We start from the raw sequence: 19843 nt of genomic DNA, 5'->3' as shown, positions 1-19843 counted from the left end.
CCGTAGGCCCGGTAAGCGTAGCGCCACCGGGCAATAAATACCCCTTCATTTCCCACATTGATCCAGCGTATAATCCCGCTCCTTTTGTCTATTTTTTCTTCGGAAGCATTATGAGCGCAATTTCCCTGATCCAGCCGGATCGTGACCTCTTCTCCTGGCCCCAGTACTGGGCGGCCTGCTTTGGACCGGCGCCGTTCCTGCCGATGTCCCGGGAAGAGATGGACCAACTGGGCTGGGACAGCTGCGACATTATTCTGGTCACGGGCGATGCCTACGTTGACCATCCGAGCTTCGGCATGGCCATCTGTGGCCGCATGCTTGAGGCGCAAGGCTTCCGCGTGGGGATCATCTCCCAGCCTGACTGGAACAGCAAAGACGACTTTATGCGTCTGGGTAAACCCAACCTGTTCTTCGGCGTGACCGCAGGCAACATGGACTCGATGATCAACCGCTATACCGCCGACCGTAAGCTGCGTCATGACGACGCCTACACGCCGGATAACGTGGCGGGTAAACGTCCGGACCGCGCGACCCTCGTCTATACCCAGCGCTGTAAAGAAGCCTGGAAAGACGTGCCGGTGATCCTGGGCGGCATCGAGGCGAGCCTGCGCCGCACCGCGCACTACGATTACTGGTCTGATACCGTTCGCCGCTCGGTGCTGGTGGACTCCAAAGCCGACATGCTGATTTACGGCAACGGCGAGCGTCCGCTGGTGGAAGTGGCGCACCGTCTGTCGCAGGGTGAGCCGGTGAGCAGCATCCGTGACGTGCGCAATACCGCCATCATGGTGAAAGAGGCGCTGCCGGGCTGGCGCGGTGTGGATTCCCGCATCATTGATATGCCGGGCAAAATCGACCCGATCCCACACCCGTACGGTGAAGATCTGCCGTGTGCCGATAACAAACCGGTTGAGCCGAAAAAAGCGGAAGCGAAGGCTATCGTCGTGCAGCCGCCGCGCCCGAAACCGTGGGAAAAGACCTATGTGCTGCTGCCGTCCTACGAGAAGGTGAAAGCCGACAAGGTGCTCTACGCGCACGCGTCCCGTATTCTGCACCATGAAACCAACCCGGGCTGCGCCCGCGCGCTGATGCAGAAGCACGGCGAGCGCTTTATCTGGATCAACCCGCCGGCCATCCCGCTCTCCACCGAAGAGATGGACAGCGTCTTTGCGCTGCCGTACAAGCGCGTGCCGCACCCGGCGTACGGCAACGCCCGCATCCCGGCGTATGAGATGATCCGTTTCTCGATCAACATCATGCGCGGCTGCTTCGGCGGATGCTCCTTCTGCTCCATTACCGAGCACGAAGGGCGCATTATTCAGAGCCGCTCGGAAGAGTCGATCATCAATGAGATCGAAGCGATTCGTGACACGGTACCGGGCTTTACCGGTGTGATTTCTGACCTCGGTGGCCCAACCGCCAACATGTACATGCTGCGCTGCAAGTCGCCGCGCGCGGAGCAAACCTGTCGTCGCCTCTCCTGCGTCTATCCGAGCATTTGCGAGCACATGGACACCAACCACGAGCCGACGATCAACCTCTACCGCCGCGCGCGTGACCTGAAGGGCATCAAGAAGATCCTCATCGCGTCCGGGGTACGTTACGACATCGCCGTGGAAGATCCGCGCTATATCAAAGAGCTGGCGACGCACCACGTCGGCGGCTATCTGAAGATTGCGCCGGAGCATACCGAAGAAGGCCCGCTGTCGAAGATGATGAAGCCGGGCATGGGCAGCTATGACCGCTTTAAAGAGCTGTTCGACACCTATTCGAAGCAGGCGGGCAAAGAGCAGTATCTGATCCCGTACTTCATCTCCGCCCACCCGGGCACGCGCGATGAGGACATGGTGAACCTGGCGCTGTGGCTGAAGCAGCGTCGCTTCCGCCTGGATCAGGTGCAGAACTTCTATCCATCACCGCTCGCCAACTCGACGACCATGTATTACACCGGCAAGAACCCGCTGAGTAAGATTGGCTATAAGAGTGAAGAGGTGGTGGTGCCGAAAGGGGATAAACAGCGTCGTCTGCACAAGGCGCTGCTGCGTTACCACGATCCGAAAAACTGGCCGCTGATCCGCCAGGCGCTGGAAGAGATGGGTAAAAAACACCTGATCGGCTCGCGCCGCGACTGCCTGGTACCGGCCCCGACGCTGGAGGAGATGCGCGAAGCGCGTCGCCAGAACCGCAATACGCGCCCGGCGCTGACCAAGCACACGCCAATTGTGCACCAGCGTTCGAACGGTAATTCGAGTGTGAAGAAGCCCGTGAAGCGCAAAGCGTAAATAAAAAACCCCGGCAAGCCGGGGTTTTTATTTCGACACGTAGGCCGGGTAAGGCGCAGCCGCCACCCGGCTTTTTTACGCACTTAACCGCCAAACTGATCCGGGTCCGGCCCAAGCCGCTTACCCTTATCCAGCTTCGCAATCTCACCCAGCTCGTCTTTGTCCAGACGGAAATCCCAGACGTCGAAGTTCTCGGCGATGCGCGACGGCGTGACTGATTTCGGTATCACCACCAGGCCGTTGTCCAGATGCCAGCGAATGACGATCTGCGCCGGGCTTTTGCCGTATTTATCCGCCAGTTCGCGGATAATTTTTTGATCGAACACGCCCTGGCCACCCTGCGCCAGCGGACTCCAGGACTCGGTCTGGATTTTATGCGTGGCGTTCCAGGCATGAAGCTGCCGCTGCTGCATCAGCGGGTGCAGCTCGATCTGGTTAATGACAGGCACGACGCCCGTCTCGTCAATCAGCCGCTGCAGGTGATGAACCTGGAAATTACAGACGCCGATGCTTTTCACCAGCCCCTCTTTCTGCAGTTCAATCATCCCTTTCCAGGCATCAACGTAGTGATCGATAGCCGGAACCGGCCAGTGCATCAGCCAGAGATCGACGAAGTCGAGCTGGAGTTTTTCCAGGCTCTCTTCCAGGGCTTCGCGGGGACGTTTTTGGTCGTCGTTCCAGAGTTTAGTGGTGATGAACAACTCATCGCGAGGGACACCGGCGCTGGCCAGTGCGGTACCCACGCCGTCCTCGTTTTTGTACGCGGCGGCGGTGTCAATCGACCGGTAGCCGACTTCCAGGGCTTTATGAATGGCGGAGACGACCTCGTCGTTACCGGCTTTCCATACACCTAGCCCCAACTGGGGCATCACGTTGCCGTCCTGCAGCTTGATTACGGTTTGGTTTGCCATTTTTCCTCCTTCAGGTGCGCATCGCCGGAGGGTTCCTCCGGCGATGGGGTGTGCATTAAGTCTGGACGAAATGTCAAAAAACGAAAGTCGGGGGGACAAAAACGCTTAGCGTGCCGCCTCGTAAATACGACGGCTGACGTCCAGCGTGATGTCGCCGTGCTCGCCCAGATGGGTCATACCGTGCTCTTCGAGTTTCGCCAGCAGGGCAGGGATCGAGCTGCCGTCCAGGCCGTAGCCAGACAGACGCGTTGGCACGCCCAGACCTTCAAAGAAGCTGCGGGTCGCTTCGATGGCGGCATCAATACGCGCATCGTCAGAACCCTCGGTGATGTTCCACACGCGTTCAGCGTACTGCAGCAGTTTGGCGCGTTTGGTGTCGCGTTTTTCGTTCCACAGGGCAGGCAGCACAACGGCCAGCGTCTGAGCGTGGTCCAGACCGTGCATTGCCGTCAGCTCGTGGCCCAGCATGTGGGTTGCCCAGTCCTGCGGCACGCCAGCCCCGATCAGGCCATTCAGCGCCTGCGTGGCGGCCCACATTACGTTGGCGCGAACGTCATAGTTTTCCGGCTCTTTCAGCGCTTTCGGACCTTCTTCGACGAGCGTCAGCAGAATGCCTTCCGCGAAGCGATCCTGAATTTTGGCATTCACCGGATACGTGACGTACTGCTCAACGGTATGAACAAAGGCGTCGACCACGCCGTTCGCCACCTGACGCGCAGGCAGGGTGTAGGTGTAAACCGGGTCCAGAATGGCGAACACAGGCTGAACGTGTTCGTTCATGAAGGCCTGCTTGTCACCGGTGGTTTTACGGGAGATCACCGCGCCCTTGTTGGATTCAGAACCGGTGGCCGGCAGGGTCAGCACGGAGCCCATCGGGATAGCGCTTTTGATGTCGCTGCCGCGGGTTTCCAGAATGTGCCATGGATCGATGCCGTCAGCGTAGTGCGCTGCCGCCGCGATGAATTTGGTACCGTCCAGCACGGAGCCGCCGCCGACCGCCAGCAGGAAGGTGATGTTTTCTTCGCGGGCGATTTTCACCGCGTTCATCAGCGTTTCGTAGGACGGGTTTGGCTCGATGCCGCCGAACTCACGCACGTCCAGACCGTCCAGCGCGCTGTAAACCTGATCCAATACGCCGGTTTTTTTCACGCTGCCGCCACCGTAGGTGATCAGCACGCGGGCGTCAGCAGGGATCTGCGCGCGCAGATCGGCGATAGCGTCTTTACCAAACAGAATGCGGGTTGGGGTGTGAAGATTAAAGTTGTTCATTGCTCGTTCCCTTTAGTGGGTGAAAAACCGTGGTGGCGCAGAGGGCGACCTGATGCTGCTCATTGTGGCCGCCCGGGGCTACGCCCTCAATGCACATTCCTGCCGATGTCTTGCCCATTTCTACAGAGCGCTGGAGAAAGCGCGGAAAACAACGCACACTGTCAACGTCGAAAACCGCACCCGGAGTAACGCAAGATGAACCGTGAGGCTATCTGCCAGCAGCTCACTGCGCAGATTAAAAGACTGATAGATAACGAAAATGGCGTCAGTGGCCTGCTTCCTGATATTCGCCTGCTTTATGGCACGCAGCCCGGGACGCGCACGCCGGTCATGTATCAGCCGGGCATCGTTTTTCTCTTCTCGGGCCATAAAATTGGCTATATCAACGAGCGCGTGTTCCGCTACGACACCAATGAATATCTGCTTCTGACGGTACCTTTACCCTTTGAATGTGAAACCTTCGCGACAGAGGCGGTTCCGCTGGCGGGTATTCGCGTCAATGTCGATATTCTCCAGCTGCAGGAGCTGCTGATGGAGATAGGTGAAGACGAGTTCTTCCAGCCTTCGATGGCGTCGAGCGGGATTAACTCGGCGACGCTGTCGGAAGAGATCCTCTGCGCCATTGAGCGTCTGCTGGACGTGATGGAGAGGCCGCTGGACGCGCGCATTCTGGGCAAGCAGATTATCCGCGAAATTCTCTACCACGTGCTGCTGGGCCCGGGGGGCGGAGCGTTACTGGCCCTGGTGAGCCGACAGACCCACTTCAGTCTGATAAGCCGCGTGCTCAAGCGTATCGAGAGCCAGTACACGGAAAACCTCAGCGTCGACCAGCTGGCGGCGGAAGCGAACATGAGCGTCTCGGCGTTTCACCATAATTTTAAATCGGTGACCAGCACCTCGCCGCTGCAGTACCTCAAAACCTACCGGTTGCATAAGGCGCGGATGCTGATGATCCACGACGGCATGAAGGCCAGCGCGGCGGCGATGCGGGTGGGCTACGAAAGTGCGTCGCAGTTCAGTCGGGAGTTTAAGCGCTATTTCGGCGTTACGCCGGGAGAGGATGCGTCACGTATAAGAACGATGCAGGGAGTCTGACGAAAAACGTAGGCCGGGTAAGCGATAGCGCCACCCGGCTTTGTTGAATTATGCGCTGCAGTACTTCTTCTTAATCACCACCGCGATAGTCCCCACCAGGCCCGCCACCAGCAGGAACATCGGCAGCACCATCAGGAAGGTCATCACCTGATCTTCGTGGTGTTTCACGAAGGGGATCATATTCAGCGCATAGCCGAGCGTCGTCACCACGCCAACCCACAGCAGGGCGCTCAGCCAGTTGAAGAACTGGAAGCGGCGGTTCGACAGGCCGGAAATGCCCGCCATCGTCGGCAGAAGCGTGCGAACAAACGCCAGGAAACGCCCCGCCAGCAGCGCCAGCAGGCCGTGCCGGTCAAACATGCAGGTCGCACGCTGATGATATTTATGCGGCAGTTGCGCCAGCCAGCTTTTGACGACGCGCGTGTTCCCCAGCCAGCGGCCCTGCAGATAGCTCAGCCAGCAGCCCAGGCTGGCTGCGGAGGTGAGGATAACCATCGTTGGCGTGAAGTCCATGACGCCTTTACCGATTAACGCCCCGGCAAGTAAAAGCAGGCTGTCACCGGGTAAAAACGAGGCTGGCAGTAATCCATTTTCCAGAAACAGAGTTGCGAACATCACGAAATAGACGATACCGACGACGTGAGGATCCGCCAGCGCGGCAAAATCGTGGTGCCAGAGCGCCGCGATAATATCTTGAATAACAGCCATGGACTTTCCTGTGGAACAGCAGATATAGCGCTATTGTACTCCCTTATTCGCCCGTCGGGTTTGATCCCGGGCGCAACTCATGCAGACTTTTCCGCTTGCGGTGTCCATAAAAGCGTCCAGGGAGTACATTTTCAGCCAGCACTCTACACGATACGCTCGAACCCTGCTGCTAAATCCGCAATCAGATCGTCAACATTTTCTAAACCGATATGCAGTCGAATCAGGGTACCGCTGAAGTCCACGTCGCCACCGGGGCGCAGGGCCGCAATCTGTTCCGGCTGGTTAGCCAGGATCAGGGATTCAAAACCGCCCCACGAGTAGGCCATGCTGAAGAGGGTAAAATTATCCAGATAGCTTGCCAGTTCGTCGTTATTCAGGCGTTTTTTCAGCACAAACGAGAACAACCCGCTGCTGCCCGTAAAGTCACGTTGCCAGAACTCATGGCCTTTACTGCCGGGTAGCGCGGGGTGATTTACGCGCTCAACCTGCGGATGCTGTGCCAGCCATTCGGCCACCTTCAGGCTGCTTTCATGGTGCTGACGCAGGCGAACCCCCAGCGTGCGGATGCCCCGGCTGGTCATGTAGGCCGTGTCTGCGTCCACCATTTGCCCCATCAGGTAGGCGTTTTCACGCAGCTGATCCCAGCAGCGCGCGTTGGAGACCGCCGTGCCGATCATGCCGTCAGAGTGGCCAATCAGGTACTTCGTCGCCGCCTGAATCGAGATATCAATGTCGAATTCCAGCGCTTTGAACAGCACGCCTGCCGCCCAGGTGTTGTCGATCATAACGATCGCCTCTGGCGCTTTGTTGCGCACGGCCTTCACGATAGCCGGCACGTCGTGAACTTCCATGGTGAGCGACCCCGGCGATTCCATGAACACAATGCGCGTGTTTGGCTGAATAAGTTCGGCAATACCTTCACCAATCAGCGGGTCGAACCAGCCGGTGGTTACGCCGAGCTTGCTGAGAATTTTGGTACAGAAGTCCTGGCTGGGTTCGTAGGCGGTGTTGGTCATCAGGATGTGATCGCCCTGTTCCACGAACGCCAGAATGGTGTTGGCGACCGCAGCCGCTCCGCACGGGAACAGCGCGCAGCCTGCGCCGCCTTCCAGCTCGCACATCGCCTCCTGCAGAGAAAAATGGGTTAGCGTGCCGCGACGGCCATAAAACAGGCCGCCTTTCGCGCGGTTGCGCGTGGCGATTTTTTTCTCCTCAACGGTATCAAACACCAGCGAGGAGGCGCGTTGAATCACGCTGTTGACCGATCCCTGGGTATATTTTTTGCTGCGTCCTGCCTGTACCAGCGTGGTATCAAGATGCTTCTTTGTCATGTTCGCTAACCCTGTTTTTATACGTCTGGACGTCCAGACTACCACGATTGGAAAAAACTGCACCCGCAGGCTTATCGAATAAGCAGAAAATATTAGCAAAAAACCGCATAAGAAATTTTTACTGCGTAAGCGCAAGGAAAGTGAACGAAAATTGCGGCACTATGCAAATACTAATGAGAACTACTATCAATTCGACGACGTTTTGATATTATTACGGTCAGATTTTGTGATTTGCGTCCTGGAGATACAGAGTGGGTAATAATTTGATGCAGGCGGATCTCTCCGTTTGGGGCATGTATCAGCATGCTGACATCGTGGTTAAGATTGTGATGATCGGCCTGATTCTGGCGTCCGTTGTCACCTGGGCTATCTTCTTCAGCAAGAGCGCCGAGCTGCTTTCGCAGAAGCGTCGCCTCAAGCGGGAACAGCAGCAGCTGGCTGAAGCCCGCTCTCTGGATCAGGCTTCAGACATGACCTCATCCTTCCACGCGAAAAGCCTGACCACCCTGCTCGTGAATGAAGCACAGAACGAGCTGGAACTCTCCGCGGGCAGTGAAGATAACGAAGGCATCAAAGAACGTACCGGTTTCCGCCTGGAGCGTCGCGTGGCGGCCGTTGGCCGACACATGGGGCGCGGCAATGGTTATCTGGCGACCATCGGGGCGATCTCACCGTTTATCGGTCTTTTCGGTACGGTCTGGGGCATCATGAACAGCTTTATCGGTATCGCGCAGACCCAAACCACCAACCTGGCGGTTGTGGCCCCGGGTATCGCAGAAGCGCTGCTGGCGACGGCGATTGGTCTGGTCGCGGCGATTCCAGCGGTGGTTATCTATAACATCTTCGCGCGTATGATTGGCAGCTACAAAGCGACGCTCGGTGACGTTGCCGCGCAGGTTCTGCTGCTGCAAAGTCGCGATCTCGACCTGAATGCCAGCTCGGTTAAGCCGGTGCACGCGGCGTCCAAACTGCGCGTGGGTTGATAGTATGGCGATGCGTCTAAACGAAAATCTGGACGATAACGGTGAAATGCATGAGATCAACGTGACGCCGTTTATCGACGTTATGCTGGTTCTGCTGATTATCTTCATGGTGGCTGCGCCGCTGGCGACGGTGGATGTGAAGGTAAATCTGCCTGCCTCATCCAGCCAGCCCCAGCCGCGCCCGGAGAAGCCTATCTACCTGTCGGTGAAGGCGGATAAATCCATGTTCCTCGGCAATGATCCGGTGACGGCCGACTCTGTCATCCCGGCCCTGGATCAGCTTACGGGCGGTAAGAAAGACACCACGGTCTTCTTCCGTGCGGATAAAACCGTTGATTATGAAACCATGATGAAGGTAATGGACACGCTGCATCAGGCGGGTTACCTGAAGATTGGGCTGGTCGGCGAAGAAAAAGCGGCCAAAAAATAGAACGAAAGCTGGCGAAAGCCAGCTTTTTTGTTTTCTGCCACGCGGCATCGTTATTATTTTCTGCTGTATATCCCCATTCTTCATATTTCCTTATCAATAAAGCCATAATTAATAATCCATTGATAGTTAAGTAAATATCAGTATTCGGCTGAGCCATTAAAATATATCGTTTGCTGAAATGGCGTCGTGGAATATCCCCACTACGCTTAAAAAAGATAATAAAAACAGACCTTCTTCGAAGGATCTTTTCACCTGCACAGCAAGAGACTCCCTATGGCTACGATGACATGGCTGTATCCGCACGCGCCTCAAAACGATCTGTTCTCGCTTTCTGCCATTCGACGACGCGCCGACAGGCTAATACTGGTGCTCATCTGGTCGCTGTGGGCCATCTCGCTGGGGGTGGGCTATATCAACGAGAATATCGTGCAGGGGGCGATTATTGGCACCTCTCTGGCCTGTTTATCGACGCTGCTGACGCTGTTGTTTCCCGGCGCGCTGTTGCTCCGCCTGAGCTCTGCGTTTGTGCTAATGGCATTTTCCGCGCTGCTGATTCATCTGGGCGAAGGCGAAACTGAATACCATTTTTCGGTTTTTGTCCTGCTCTCCGCGCTCCTTGCCTGGCGAGACTGGCGCCCGCTGGTGATGGGGGCGGCGGTCATCGCGTTACATCATCTGGTGTTTAACTATCTGCAGGAGAATGCCCTTTACGGCGTCGTGGTGTTCATGCACACCGGCTTTCATATGGTGGTTTTCCACGGGCTGTTTGTGGTGGTTCAGACCGCGATCCTGGTTCTGCTGGCGATTCGTATGGAGCAGGACGCTCGCTCGGCGAGCGAGGTGGCAAGGCTGGCGGGGGTGATCAACCGTGAACCGGGGTACCTCACGCTGGCCGTCGATGCGGTCCCCGCAGAGTCTTCCTTTGCCCGCACGTTCAGCCTGACGCTGGGCACCATGCGCGCCACGCTTGAGCAGGTCAGCGCCAATATTGGGCAACTGCTGGAGGCATCCCGCGCGTTAGGACAACGCAACAGCGCGCTGTCGGAACGTACCGATCACCAGGCAAGTTCGCTGGCGACGGCGGCCAGTGCGATGGAACAGTTAAGGGCTGTTGCCACCCTGACCAGTGAAAAAGCCCGCCAGGTTCGGAAGGTGGCATTCAGTACCAGTAACGTGGCGGAGCAGGGGGGCCATAACGTACGGCAGGCGATTGCGGCGATGGAGCACATTCGCGAGGAGTCGCAGCGCATTTACGCCATTCTGGAGCTGATCGACGGGATTGCGTTCCAGACCAATATTCTGTCGCTCAACGCCTCGGTCGAGGCTGCCAGAGCGGGCGAAAATGGCAAAGGCTTCGCAGTGGTTGCCTCGGAAGTGCGCGTGTTGGCCCAGCGCAGCGAGGGGGCTGCAAAAGATATCCGCCAGCTTCTGACCGCATCGCAGGCAACCACGCTGCAGGGCGTCGAGCAGGTTGAGCAGGCGGGTATGACAATGAAGTCGATCATTGAGAGTATCGAAGGGCTTCGCTCTCTGCTGGAGGAGCTGTCGCAGATGAGCGAGCAGCAGCGGGCGAGCATTGCGCAGATGAACGACAGCATTGCCAGCATCGATGCCAGCGTGCAGGAGAACGTGCGTCACGTAGCGCAAACAGTGCAGGTGGCTGAAGCGCAGCGCCAGCAGACGGGTCAGTTAAAAGAGGCGATTGCCGTATTCAGATTTAATTAGCGTTGCGGTTCGGAGGAGGCGCTGGTGCCAGACGCCAGCGCGTCTTCATCAAGCGCCACGCAGGTGACGTTTGATGTACGGTACTCACCGTCTGACAGCTTGCGCGTCAGGCGCAGGGTGGCGATTTCTCTGGCAAGCAGATACTGGTAATTGGCCTCGAGGCGACCCAGAAGCTTCTCTTTCAGCTCTGGCCGTTGTTCCATGATGTCGTTCATCACGGCACCGTAAATTTCTTCTTTGACCTGTAGCGGATAAATTTCGCGGCGATTCTGCCATTTCAGCCGCACCAGCGTTGCCGGGATCGATACCAGGTCCTGGGTAATACGCGTCATCTCGTCATTTTTTGTGTTTCGCAGCGCATCGAGATTTTGCTTTAAGATAAATTCATCACTTTTCTTATCATCTAAAGTCAAATAAATATCGTTGTTTTTAACTTCCTTCACGTTAATCCTCCCCCAGGCTATAAAAAATTGGGTTGTTTTTTTCGCGCGTAATTAAGTTAAGCCAAATTTCATTGCCCGCTTCGTTAATTTCTTGGGTTTTCTCGGCCAATATTTGACTTAGTTTCTGGGCATCTATTTCACCCTCGGCCTGCAGGTCATTCAGCAGGTGGACAAAGGCTTCAATTTTTATGGCGCGAAATAAGCGGTCTTTTATATGGCGATCGTGCTCTTCCAGCAACATATTTCGGGATTTGCCAGTTCGGGAAACACCAATTAATATATCGGGCTCGAAATCAGAGAGCTTTCTTTTCCCCTGAGTGAAACTGGCCTCTTTTTCTGCTTCCGTCGGTTGCTGTTCCACAGGCGTGATGTGGTACTTAGCCGGGACGAGATAGTCGGGCAGCATTTTCAATTTCCTTTAATTTCAACAGGGTGGGGTTGGTAAAGGCGTGAGATTCGTTGACAATATCATGAGGCAAATTTAAAATCAAAAAAAATGGAGCCTACCCATGAACAGCATCTTTTTTACGGTCATCACATTACTATTACTGACCGCTGGTGTTCTTTTATTGATGCAGGAGTTCAATAAAACGAAAGTGTCGAAAGACACCAGTGAACCCCCGCAACCTGAACTGATGACAAAAGAGGAAGGTGAAGACCATTTCTCTGTATTGATGAACTCCGTTACGCCGGTCTGGTACTGGCGGGTGAACCACGAATATATCGACTTTTTACACGCGACAATTAAGCGCATGAAAATGTCGGAAATTAATGATACGCCCGGACTGTTTGAGGCGCAGCGTCGCTGTAGCGACCTGAATTCAGCCGTGTATAAATATTATGACAATATCAAAAAGCGCTGCCTTAACGGCGAGAAGGTCTCTTATTCCGATCTGGACGTATTAAATTTGCGGCAGTGTTTTCGCGAGTTCAGTCTGGAAGCCTATCCTGAGCTGGTGGCGCTTGTCTGGCCGGAGTACGCCCGTCCCGAGGTTAACCCGGACAACGTCTGAGTGGCGTACTGTTGAGTTATTGCAAACAGTCAGCGCCGTTGAGATATACTGGGCGCTGGTTTCTTTTGCAAACAGGACTTTATGGAACGCTTTTTTGAAAATGCCATGTACGCCTCTCGCTGGATACTGGCCCCCGTCTATTTTGGCCTTTCGCTGGCGCTTGTCGCGCTGACGATTAAGTTCTTTCAGGAAATCCTGCATGTTCTGCCGAACATTTTTTCCATTGCCGAAGCGGATTTGATTCTGGTTCTGCTGTCGCTGGTGGATATGACCCTAGTGGGCGGACTGCTGGTGATGGTGATGTTCTCCGGCTACGAGAATTTTGTCTCCCAGCTTGATATCGACGAGCGTAAAGAGAAGCTCAGCTGGCTGGGCAAAATGGATGCGTCGTCGCTTAAGAATAAAGTGGCTGCGTCGATTGTGGCGATCTCCTCTATCCACCTGCTACGCGTATTTATGGACGCGAAGAACGTGCCGGATAACAAACTGATGTGGTACGTCATTATCCACCTGACGTTTGTGCTCTCTGCGTTTGTGATGGGGTATCTGGATAAGATCAGTAAGAAGTAATTCCCCCTCACCCTAACCCTCTCCCACAGGGAGAGGGAAGAGTTAGCTCCCTCTCCCTGTGGGAGAGGGCCGGGGTGAGGGCATCAGACCGCACTATTTATCCGACGACGCCTGCCACAGATTCAACTCCCCATCCGCAACATGCTGGTCAATCCGCTTGAGTTCGTCCTCCGTAAAGCGCAGGTTTTCCAGCGCCTGAACATTCTCTTCCAGCTGTTCCGGGCGGCTTGCGCCAATCAGCACGGACGTCACGCGCGCATCTTTCAGCAGCCAGCTTAGCGCCATCTGCGCCATGGTCTGACCGCGCGCCTGCGCCATTTCACTCAGTAAACGCAGGCTGTTCAGGTTGGCTTCGGTCAGCATTTTTTCGTTCAGACCACGGACTTTCTTGCCTTCACGCTGCATGCGTGAATCTTCAGGAATACCGTTCAGGTATTTTCCGGTCAGCAAACCCTGCGCCAGCGGGGTAAAGGCGATACACCCCGTACCGTTTGCTTCCAGCGCATCCAGCAAACCGGTCTTATCGACCCAGCGGTTGAGCAGGTTATAGGACGGCTGGTGGATCAGCAGAGGGATCTTCCACTCGCGCAGCAACTCGGCCATTTTTTGCGTGCGCCCGGTTGAGTAGGAGGAAATGCCCACATACAGCGCTTTGCCGCTCTGCACGGCGTGGGCCAGCGCAGAGGCCGTCTCTTCCATCGGCGTGTTTTCATCCACGCGGTGGGAATAGAAAATATCCACGTATTCGACGCCCAGGCGCTTCAGGCTCTGGTCGAGGCTGGCGAGCAGATATTTGCGTGAACCGCCCGAGCCGTACGGCCCTGGCCACATGTCGTAACCCGCCTTGGTGGAGATAATCAGCTCGTCGCGGTACGCGGCGAAGTCCTCCCGCAACAGGCGGCCGAAATTCTCTTCCGCGCTACCCGCCGGAGGTCCGTAGTTATTGGCGAGATCGAAATGGGTGATGCCGAGGTCGAAGGCTTTGCGCAGCAGCGCGCGCTGGGCATCAAGAGGCTGGACGTGGCCGAAGCTGTGCCACAGTCCCAGCGACAGCGCAGGAAGGCGCAGACCGCTCTTTCCACAGTAGCGGTACTGCATATGTTCATAGCGGGTAGCGTCAGGATACCAGGACATGATGTCTCCTTTTCTTATCGATAATTTTTTGAAACGTCGTTTTCATTCTGAACTTATCACATCACTAAGCGCGAAGATAATGGTTAACGGCGGCTGTGCGACCAGTGAAGCCACGCTAATTAAAAATGATCACAAAACGTTATAATTTCCCTCGTTCCTGCCGATAACGAGAGTAGTACTCGCCTCTGGGCGAACTCACCCTCACGGCAAGGAAGACTTATGAATATGCTCCGTAATTTCACGATCCGCTTCGTCATGCTGGCGATCCTCGGGATCTTTTGTTTAATGTGGGCGGGTGTTGGGCTGTACAGCACCTGGTCCCTTTCTCGCGTGACTGATGGCAATGAAGTCGATCGCCAGCTGGTTAAACAGATGACGGTACTCAGCCAGGGTAACGATCAGTATTTCCGCTTTGTGACCCGTCTGAGCCGCGCAATGGAAGTTAAAGCCGCAGGCGGCACGCCGGATTTGGCCTCTGCCCAGCAGGCGCTGGATAACATGGGCAAGAAGCTGGCTGAAATGAAAGCCATTTCCCCTGGCCCGATGGATGAGCAGATCTCTTCCCGGGTGCTCGGCACCTGGCAGGCGCTGCTTGAACAGGGCGTGACGCCGCAAATGCAGCAGGCGAAGCTGGGCGCGCTGGACGGCTACCGTCAGCAGGCCAACAACGTCACCCCACCGCTGAGCCGCGCGTTCGGTGCGGCGGCTGAAGAGTTCAACAATGCTGCCGCGAAGTCGCTCGACAGCACCCGCGTGGTGGTGGATAGCCTGACCAGCATGACCCGCACGGTGATTATCGTCGCCACGATAATCGGCCTGCTGATCCTGCTCTTCACCGACCGCTACCTGGTTGCGATGCTGGTCAAACCGCTGGACCGCATTCGCCAGCAGTTCCGCCAGATTGCCCAGGGCGATCTCAGCCAGCCCATTGAGCCGTTCGGCCGCAACTGCGTGGGACAACTGGTGCCGCTGCTGAGCGCCATGCAGGACAGCCTGCGCGAAGCGGTCAGCACGATCCGCTCCGGCAGTGAGAATATCTGGCGCGGCGCGACGGAGATCTCCAGCGGTAACAACGATCTCTCGTCCCGTACCGAAGAGCAGGCGGCCGCGCTGGAAGAGACGGCAGCCAGCATGGAACAGCTGACCGCCACGGTGAAACTGAACGCGGAAAGCGCGCGTCAGGCAAGCCAGCTGGCCGATGTGGCCTCTACCACTGCCAGCCGCGGCGGCTCACTGGTGGAAGAGGTGGTGACCACCATGAGCGGGATTTCGGAAAGCTCGAAGAAAATTGCTGAAATCACCAACGTCATTAACAGCATTGCCTTCCAGACCAATATTCTGGCACTCAATGCGGCGGTTGAAGCGGCGCGCGCGGGCGAACAGGGCCGTGGTTTCGCGGTAGTTGCAGGCGAAGTCCGCAACCTGGCAAGCCGCAGCGCCAACGCGGCCAAAGAGATTGAGGGGCTGATTACCGACTCCGTGTCCCGCGTGGAGCAGGGGGCGAAGCTGGTGGGCGACACCGGCACCACCATGGATGCGATTTTGCGTGACGTGACGGAAGTGACGACCATCATGAAGCAAATCGCTTCCGCCTCTGAGGAGCAAAGCAAGGGCATTTCGCAGGTCGGGGTTGCCATTACCCAGATGGACGGCGTTACCCAGCAAAACGCCTCGCTGGTTGAAGAGGTTTCCGCGGCGGCGGCGGCGCTGGAGCGCCAGACCGAAGATCTTCAGCGCTCGGTGCAGAAGTTCCGCCTGACGGCATAACGCAGCGTTGCAAGGCCGTCTTGTGCGGCCTTGCATTATTAACGCCTTCCCCTCCAGCTCGCGCTGAAACTGCTATTCTTTTGCTAATCCCCTTGACGTTCTGGGCTCTCTTCTAAGAGGTGTTGCTATGAACAGATCGTTATCTGTCATCCCTGTTCTCTCTTTCATTTTTCTGATGCTGTTTTCGGTTTTTGCCAGTGCGACCCAGCAGGCGCAGGAACGGCGCGTGGCGCGTGATGTCAGGCAGGAAACCCGCGATGCGTCACGGCAGGTGAAGCAGACCTGCGTGGCAAACAATAACCAGAGTAATCACGACTGCCGCCAGGACAAGCGCCAGATGAAACAGTCCGGACGGCAAAAAGCGCGGGATATTAAGTATTAACATAACAGGTGAGGCGGCATGCAAGCGTATTTCTTGCCGCCTTTTTAAAAAAACGTAAGTCAATATTTTTTAAATATTAAAGTATTTGCTTGTAACAATATATTTGGCATTTTCTGCACATTCCAGAACATGAAAATTAATATTGTCTTAAGATTCAGTCGACATAATGAATTATCTTCTTGATACTGGAAATAATTCAATTTATGAAAAACCGTATTATTTTATTTGCTGCCCTGGCAGGTTTTGCCGTGGTCAATACAGCGATGGCCCAGAGCGTCACGGTCAATGTCCCTGCCGGGTATAAGGTCGTGATTGTTCCGCAGTCAGCCACGGTTCCTGAGGCGCTAAGCGTTGCGCCTGCACCGGCACAAACAACGTATGCCGCTCCTGCACCGGTCTATCATCCGCGTGCACGCCATGTGGCGAGCGTGGCGGAAGGGATGGTGATTGAGCATCAGTATGACGATCACCATTGATGTATTCCGGGTGACATTTCTGGCCTTAAGTTGAGGGCAAAAAGTCGTGATTGGGTGCAGGGAGTTATTACTGAACAGCCATGAGGCCGGGCACGCGCTGCGACGCCCGGCGAAGTTTATCAGTGCGTCGCTTCACCAATCAGCGCGCCCGTGCCTGCGCCAACGGCTGCACCTTTCAGCACGCTCTTGCCGGTAACCGCCGCGGCACCTGCGCCCACGGCAGCCCCTACGGCGCCGCCTTTACGCGCGGCTTTACCTTTGTCGCCGTTTTTGAACATAGCCCCCGTGCCTGCGCCAACAACGGCACCGCCAACGGTCGATTTCAGATCTTTGCCCGTGGCCGCGCCAATGGCAGCGCCTGCTACCGCGCCAGCGGCGGTTTTATCGATGGCCATTCCCGAGGTGGAAAAAATGAGGGCGCTGATAACCAGCGTTGTTTTAATCAGTTTCATAACAGATCCTTTGTGACTGCTGTCGGTTGATACGTCACTTCTCACTCTGAGGTGAGAAAAACGCACAGATAGTGCCAGCAATACCGGCTCAACCTTTAGGCCAATCATGCCCTGAGCAAGGATCTCTGTTGCCGGGCGGCGATCCGCCCGGCCAGTCGTCACGCCTGACGCTTATCTTCCGTATTCGTCTCGAAGTCGCTCGCCGCGTGGCGTTCGTGGAGCTGCTCGTTCAGCTCGCCGCTGGTGCGGTTAACGATACGTCCGCGCTTAACGGCATGGCGATTCGCCACGTCTTTCGCCCAGCGCTGCACGTTGGTGTACTTCTCTGCATCCAGGAACTCGGCGGCGTTGTACACGCTGCCCAGCGCCACGCAGCCGAACCATGGCCAGATGGCGATATCCGCGATGGTGTACTCCTCACCCGCCACGTAGCGACCGCGCGCCAGCTGTTTATCCAGCACGTCGAACAGGCGTTTAGCTTCCATGGTGAAGCGGTCAATCGCGTACTCGATTTTCACCGGGGCATAGTTGTAGAAGTGACCAAAACCGCCGCCGAGGAACGGCGCCGCGCCCTGCAGCCAGAACAGCCAGTTCAGCGTCTCGGTGCGTCCCGCGGGATCTTTCGGCAGGAAGTGGCCGAATTTCTCTGCCAGATAGAGCAGAATATTGCCGGATTCAAAGACGCGCGTTGGCGGGTTCGTGGAGTGGTCACGCAGCGCCGGTATTTTCGAGTTCGGGTTCACCTCAACGAAGCCGCTGGAGAACTGATCGCCCTCGCCGATACGGATCAACCACGCGTCATACTCCGCGCCCGTCACGCCCAGCGCCAGCAGCTCTTCGAGCATGATCGTCACTTTCTGGCCGTTCGGTGTTCCCAGCGAGTAGAGCTGCAGCGGGTGCGAACCGACAGGAAGATCTTTCTCATGGGTCGCGCCGGAAATGGGGCGGTTGATGTTGGCGAACGCGCTGCCGTTGTTCTTTTTCCATTCCCACACTTTTGGTGGCTGATATGTGTTGTCTGACATGTTGACCTGCCTTTTGAGTGATGTGTTGAGGCAGTGTAGCAGGAGATTTGTGAAGCGTTTAACCAACTGAGCGTAATCGATCTGCCGCTATTCCTTCCGGCGCTGATATATATCAAATCCGGCATAAGCTTAATCGAAAATCGCATTTTCATAATTAATGCGTAAACGGATAAAGCTGCATATGATGCTTCAACATAAATAAAAGATGCAGTCATAAACACTTTATAAGGCAAGGAGTTAGTGAGATGCGCAAGCTTCTGTTATCGGCAGTGGTGGTTTCGCTCGCGTTAGGCCTGGCTGGCTGTGATGATGCGAAAAATAAAGAGACAAATACGCCCTCAGCGGCAAAAAGCGACGCGCCAAAAGAGGGCGGTTCGCTGATTATAGGTATTACCTCCGGCGACCCGTTAGCCGTTAATCCGCTCTATGCCAGTGACCGTACCACGTTAACCATCATGCAGGCGCTGTATGCCCCGCTCTATAGCTTCAACAACGGTAAGATCGAGTGGGGCCTGGCGGAAAGCCTGACGCCCTCCGCCGGAAACCTGAGCTACACCCTGACGTTAAAACCCAATCTGAAATGGCAGGACGGACAGCCGCTGACGGCGGACGACGTGGTCTTTACATTCAATAAGCTGCTGGATGCCAAACAGCACAGCTTCTTCCGCAGCATGTTCACCTACGGCGATAAGCCGGTACAGGTAAGCAAGGTTGACGACCGCACCGTTAAGTTCACCTTACCGCAGGTCAGCGCGGCCTTTACCGGCACTCTGGTTCAGATCTACCCGATTCCGCAGCACGTGTTCGCCGGTGAAGGCGACCTGGAAAAGAGCAGCAAAAACGATGCGCCGGTAGGCTCAGGGCCGTTCAAATTCAAAGAGTACCGCGCCGGACAATACTACGCCCTGACCCGTTTTGACGATTACTGGAACGGCAAAGCGAAGCTTGATTCGGTTACCTACCGTTTCGCCAAAGACAGCAACGCCGCCAACCTGGCGCTGCAAAACGGAGAAATCAACCTCAAGATGGTTGACCCGCAGGATGTAAACCGCCTGAAAAATACCGGTAAGTTCGACTTCGTGGTCTATCCGGAAGGCCGTCTGGCCTATATGACGTTCAACCAGAACGTGCCGGTGATGAAGAGCAAAGCGCTGCGTCAGGCCATCGCGTATGCCATCAACAAAGACGAGCTAACCCAGACGGCGTTTACCTCGCTGGACTACGCTCAACCGGCGACGTCGTTCCTGACGCCCGATACGCTTTACAAGACGGATGATGTCGAGCAGTACAAGTTTGACCTGCAAAAAGCCAAAGACCTGCTCAAGAGCTCCGGCGCGCCGGACAACCTCAAGCTGCGCCTGGCGTATGTGAACACCAACAAAACCCAGGAGAGCATGGCGCTCTATATTCAGCAGGCGCTGAAGGGCATTGGGGTGAACGTGGAGCTGATGCCGCTGGACTCCAACGCCATGTCTCAGCGCAGCCTTGATATGAACAACACCGCGTGGGAGCTGAACCTGGGCGGCTACATCATGGGCTCCGAGCCGGACGGCTACAAATCGCTGTTCATGAGCAACGAAGCCTATAACTATGCGCACTACAAAAATCCGCAGTTTGATGCCCTGTGGGATAAAGGCGCAGTGGAAACCGACGCCGCGAAACGTGCCGATATCTACAAGCACATTCAGCAGACCGTGGCGAACGACATGACGTACTACCCGATTGCCTATACCAATGCGACCGTCGCGGTGGACAAGCGCTTCGGCGGCACCCAGGAGGCAGAGCCGAAACCGGTCTATCTGTTCCAGGATCTATCAAAAATCTATCAGAAATAAGTGATTGCCCCG

General features: G+C 56.0%; 20 protein-coding genes. 11 read left to right on the top strand and 9 right to left on the bottom strand.

Annotated elements, in window-relative coordinates:
- The first annotated feature begins 110 nt into the window (after positions 1-110).
- Complete coding sequence (locus AC4IC4_RS19350; protein WP_491471726.1) at positions 111-2282, top strand: YgiQ family radical SAM protein; 2172 nt, start codon at positions 111-113, stop codon at positions 2280-2282.
- A gap of 83 nt (positions 2283-2365) precedes the next feature.
- Here AC4IC4_RS19350 and dkgA read toward each other — a convergent pair whose 3' ends face one another.
- Both dkgA and yqhD read right to left on the bottom strand, forming a co-directional pair.
- Positions 2366-3193, bottom strand: coding sequence for a 2,5-didehydrogluconate reductase DkgA (dkgA, locus tag AC4IC4_RS19345; RefSeq protein ID WP_491471725.1), 828 nt, complete (start codon positions 3191-3193; stop codon positions 2366-2368).
- Positions 3194-3298: 105 nt separating this feature from the next.
- Positions 3299-4462: an alcohol dehydrogenase gene (gene yqhD, locus AC4IC4_RS19340; protein ID WP_024906510.1), complete on the bottom strand. Its 1164-nt coding sequence runs from the start codon at positions 4460-4462 to the stop codon at positions 3299-3301.
- Positions 4463-4657: 195 nt separating this feature from the next.
- Here yqhD and AC4IC4_RS19335 point away from each other — a divergent pair, with 195 nt between their 5' ends.
- Positions 4658-5557, top strand: a complete 900-nt coding sequence (locus tag AC4IC4_RS19335; RefSeq protein ID WP_032650243.1) for an AraC family transcriptional regulator — start codon at positions 4658-4660, stop codon at positions 5555-5557.
- Positions 5558-5605: 48 nt separating this feature from the next.
- On the opposite strand, the gene yghB is transcribed toward AC4IC4_RS19335, so the two are convergent.
- The gene (gene yghB / locus AC4IC4_RS19330) at positions 5606-6265 is read right to left on the bottom strand and encodes a DedA family general envelope maintenance protein YghB (protein WP_024906512.1); all 660 of its coding nucleotides are present in this window, start codon (positions 6263-6265) and stop codon (positions 5606-5608) included.
- 143 nt (positions 6266-6408) lie between these two features.
- The gene (metC, locus tag AC4IC4_RS19325) at positions 6409-7596 is read right to left on the bottom strand and encodes a cystathionine beta-lyase (RefSeq protein ID WP_491471724.1); all 1188 of its coding nucleotides are present in this window, start codon (positions 7594-7596) and stop codon (positions 6409-6411) included.
- Positions 7597-7847: 251 nt separating this feature from the next.
- Here metC and exbB point away from each other — a divergent pair, with 251 nt between their 5' ends.
- The 3 genes from exbB (at position 7848) to AC4IC4_RS19310 (ending at position 10734) form a co-directional block, all read left to right on the top strand.
- Positions 7848-8579 carry a tol-pal system-associated acyl-CoA thioesterase gene (gene exbB / locus AC4IC4_RS19320; RefSeq protein ID WP_024906514.1) on the top strand — a complete coding sequence of 244 codons (732 nt, stop codon included), beginning with the start codon at positions 7848-7850 and terminating at the stop codon, positions 8577-8579.
- 4 nt (positions 8580-8583) lie between these two features.
- Positions 8584-9009, top strand: a complete 426-nt coding sequence (gene exbD, locus AC4IC4_RS19315) for a TonB system transport protein ExbD (protein WP_024906515.1) — start codon at positions 8584-8586, stop codon at positions 9007-9009.
- 273 nt (positions 9010-9282) lie between these two features.
- A complete protein-coding gene (locus tag AC4IC4_RS19310) occupies positions 9283-10734 on the top strand; it encodes a methyl-accepting chemotaxis protein (protein ID WP_491471723.1) in 1452 nt (483 codons plus the stop codon).
- Here AC4IC4_RS19310 and AC4IC4_RS19305 read toward each other — a convergent pair.
- Entirely contained in the window at positions 10731-11177 is a 447-nt protein-coding gene (locus AC4IC4_RS19305) for a cytoplasmic protein (RefSeq protein WP_491471722.1), read from the bottom strand. The two genes, AC4IC4_RS19310 and AC4IC4_RS19305, sit on opposite strands and share 4 nt — an antisense overlap.
- Before the next feature lies 1 nt (position 11178).
- Positions 11179-11583, bottom strand: a complete 405-nt coding sequence (locus AC4IC4_RS19300) for a hypothetical protein (RefSeq protein ID WP_024906518.1) — start codon at positions 11581-11583, stop codon at positions 11179-11181.
- A gap of 103 nt (positions 11584-11686) precedes the next feature.
- Between AC4IC4_RS19300 and AC4IC4_RS19295 the strand changes: the two genes are divergently transcribed.
- Complete coding sequence (locus AC4IC4_RS19295) at positions 11687-12190, top strand: ESA_00282 family adhesion-associated protein (protein ID WP_023309170.1); 504 nt, start codon at positions 11687-11689, stop codon at positions 12188-12190.
- A gap of 81 nt (positions 12191-12271) precedes the next feature.
- Positions 12272-12760, top strand: a complete 489-nt coding sequence (locus tag AC4IC4_RS19290) for a TIGR00645 family protein (RefSeq protein WP_023333400.1) — start codon at positions 12272-12274, stop codon at positions 12758-12760.
- A gap of 93 nt (positions 12761-12853) precedes the next feature.
- Here the strand turns inward: AC4IC4_RS19290 and AC4IC4_RS19285 are convergent, their stop codons facing one another.
- Positions 12854-13894 (bottom strand): aldo/keto reductase, encoded by a 1041-nt coding sequence (locus AC4IC4_RS19285; RefSeq protein ID WP_491471721.1) that lies wholly within the window; start codon positions 13892-13894, stop codon positions 12854-12856.
- A 219-nt stretch (positions 13895-14113) separates the two neighbouring features.
- Between AC4IC4_RS19285 and AC4IC4_RS19280 the strand changes: the two genes are divergently transcribed.
- The 3 genes from AC4IC4_RS19280 to AC4IC4_RS19270 all read left to right on the top strand — a co-directional run bounded on the left by AC4IC4_RS19280 (position 14114) and on the right by AC4IC4_RS19270 (position 16519).
- Positions 14114-15661 (top strand): methyl-accepting chemotaxis protein, encoded by a 1548-nt coding sequence (locus AC4IC4_RS19280; RefSeq protein ID WP_491471720.1) that lies wholly within the window; start codon positions 14114-14116, stop codon positions 15659-15661.
- Between the two features lie 127 nt (positions 15662-15788).
- Positions 15789-16043, top strand: a complete 255-nt coding sequence (locus AC4IC4_RS19275; RefSeq protein ID WP_024906521.1) for a hypothetical protein — start codon at positions 15789-15791, stop codon at positions 16041-16043.
- Between the two features lie 203 nt (positions 16044-16246).
- Positions 16247-16519: a hypothetical protein gene (locus tag AC4IC4_RS19270; protein WP_491471719.1), complete on the top strand. Its 273-nt coding sequence runs from the start codon at positions 16247-16249 to the stop codon at positions 16517-16519.
- Between the two features lie 119 nt (positions 16520-16638).
- Here the strand turns inward: AC4IC4_RS19270 and AC4IC4_RS19265 are convergent, their stop codons facing one another.
- Together AC4IC4_RS19265 and yghU are read right to left on the bottom strand one after the other, a co-directional pair.
- Positions 16639-16971: a glycine zipper domain-containing protein gene (locus tag AC4IC4_RS19265; RefSeq protein WP_008499797.1), complete on the bottom strand. Its 333-nt coding sequence runs from the start codon at positions 16969-16971 to the stop codon at positions 16639-16641.
- Positions 16972-17129: 158 nt separating this feature from the next.
- Positions 17130-17996 carry a glutathione-dependent disulfide-bond oxidoreductase gene (gene yghU, locus AC4IC4_RS19260; RefSeq protein WP_491471718.1) on the bottom strand — a complete coding sequence of 289 codons (867 nt, stop codon included), beginning with the start codon at positions 17994-17996 and terminating at the stop codon, positions 17130-17132.
- A gap of 245 nt (positions 17997-18241) precedes the next feature.
- Between yghU and AC4IC4_RS19255 the strand changes: the two genes are divergently transcribed.
- Positions 18242-19831: an ABC transporter substrate-binding protein gene (locus tag AC4IC4_RS19255; RefSeq protein WP_491471717.1), complete on the top strand. Its 1590-nt coding sequence runs from the start codon at positions 18242-18244 to the stop codon at positions 19829-19831.
- The last annotated feature ends 12 nt before the right edge of the window (positions 19832-19843 follow it).

It is taken from the genome of Enterobacter sp. Taxon_2, from assembly GCF_058355295.1.
Note: the sequence above shows the minus strand (reverse complement) of the source record. Positions and strands in the feature narration are given on the sequence as shown.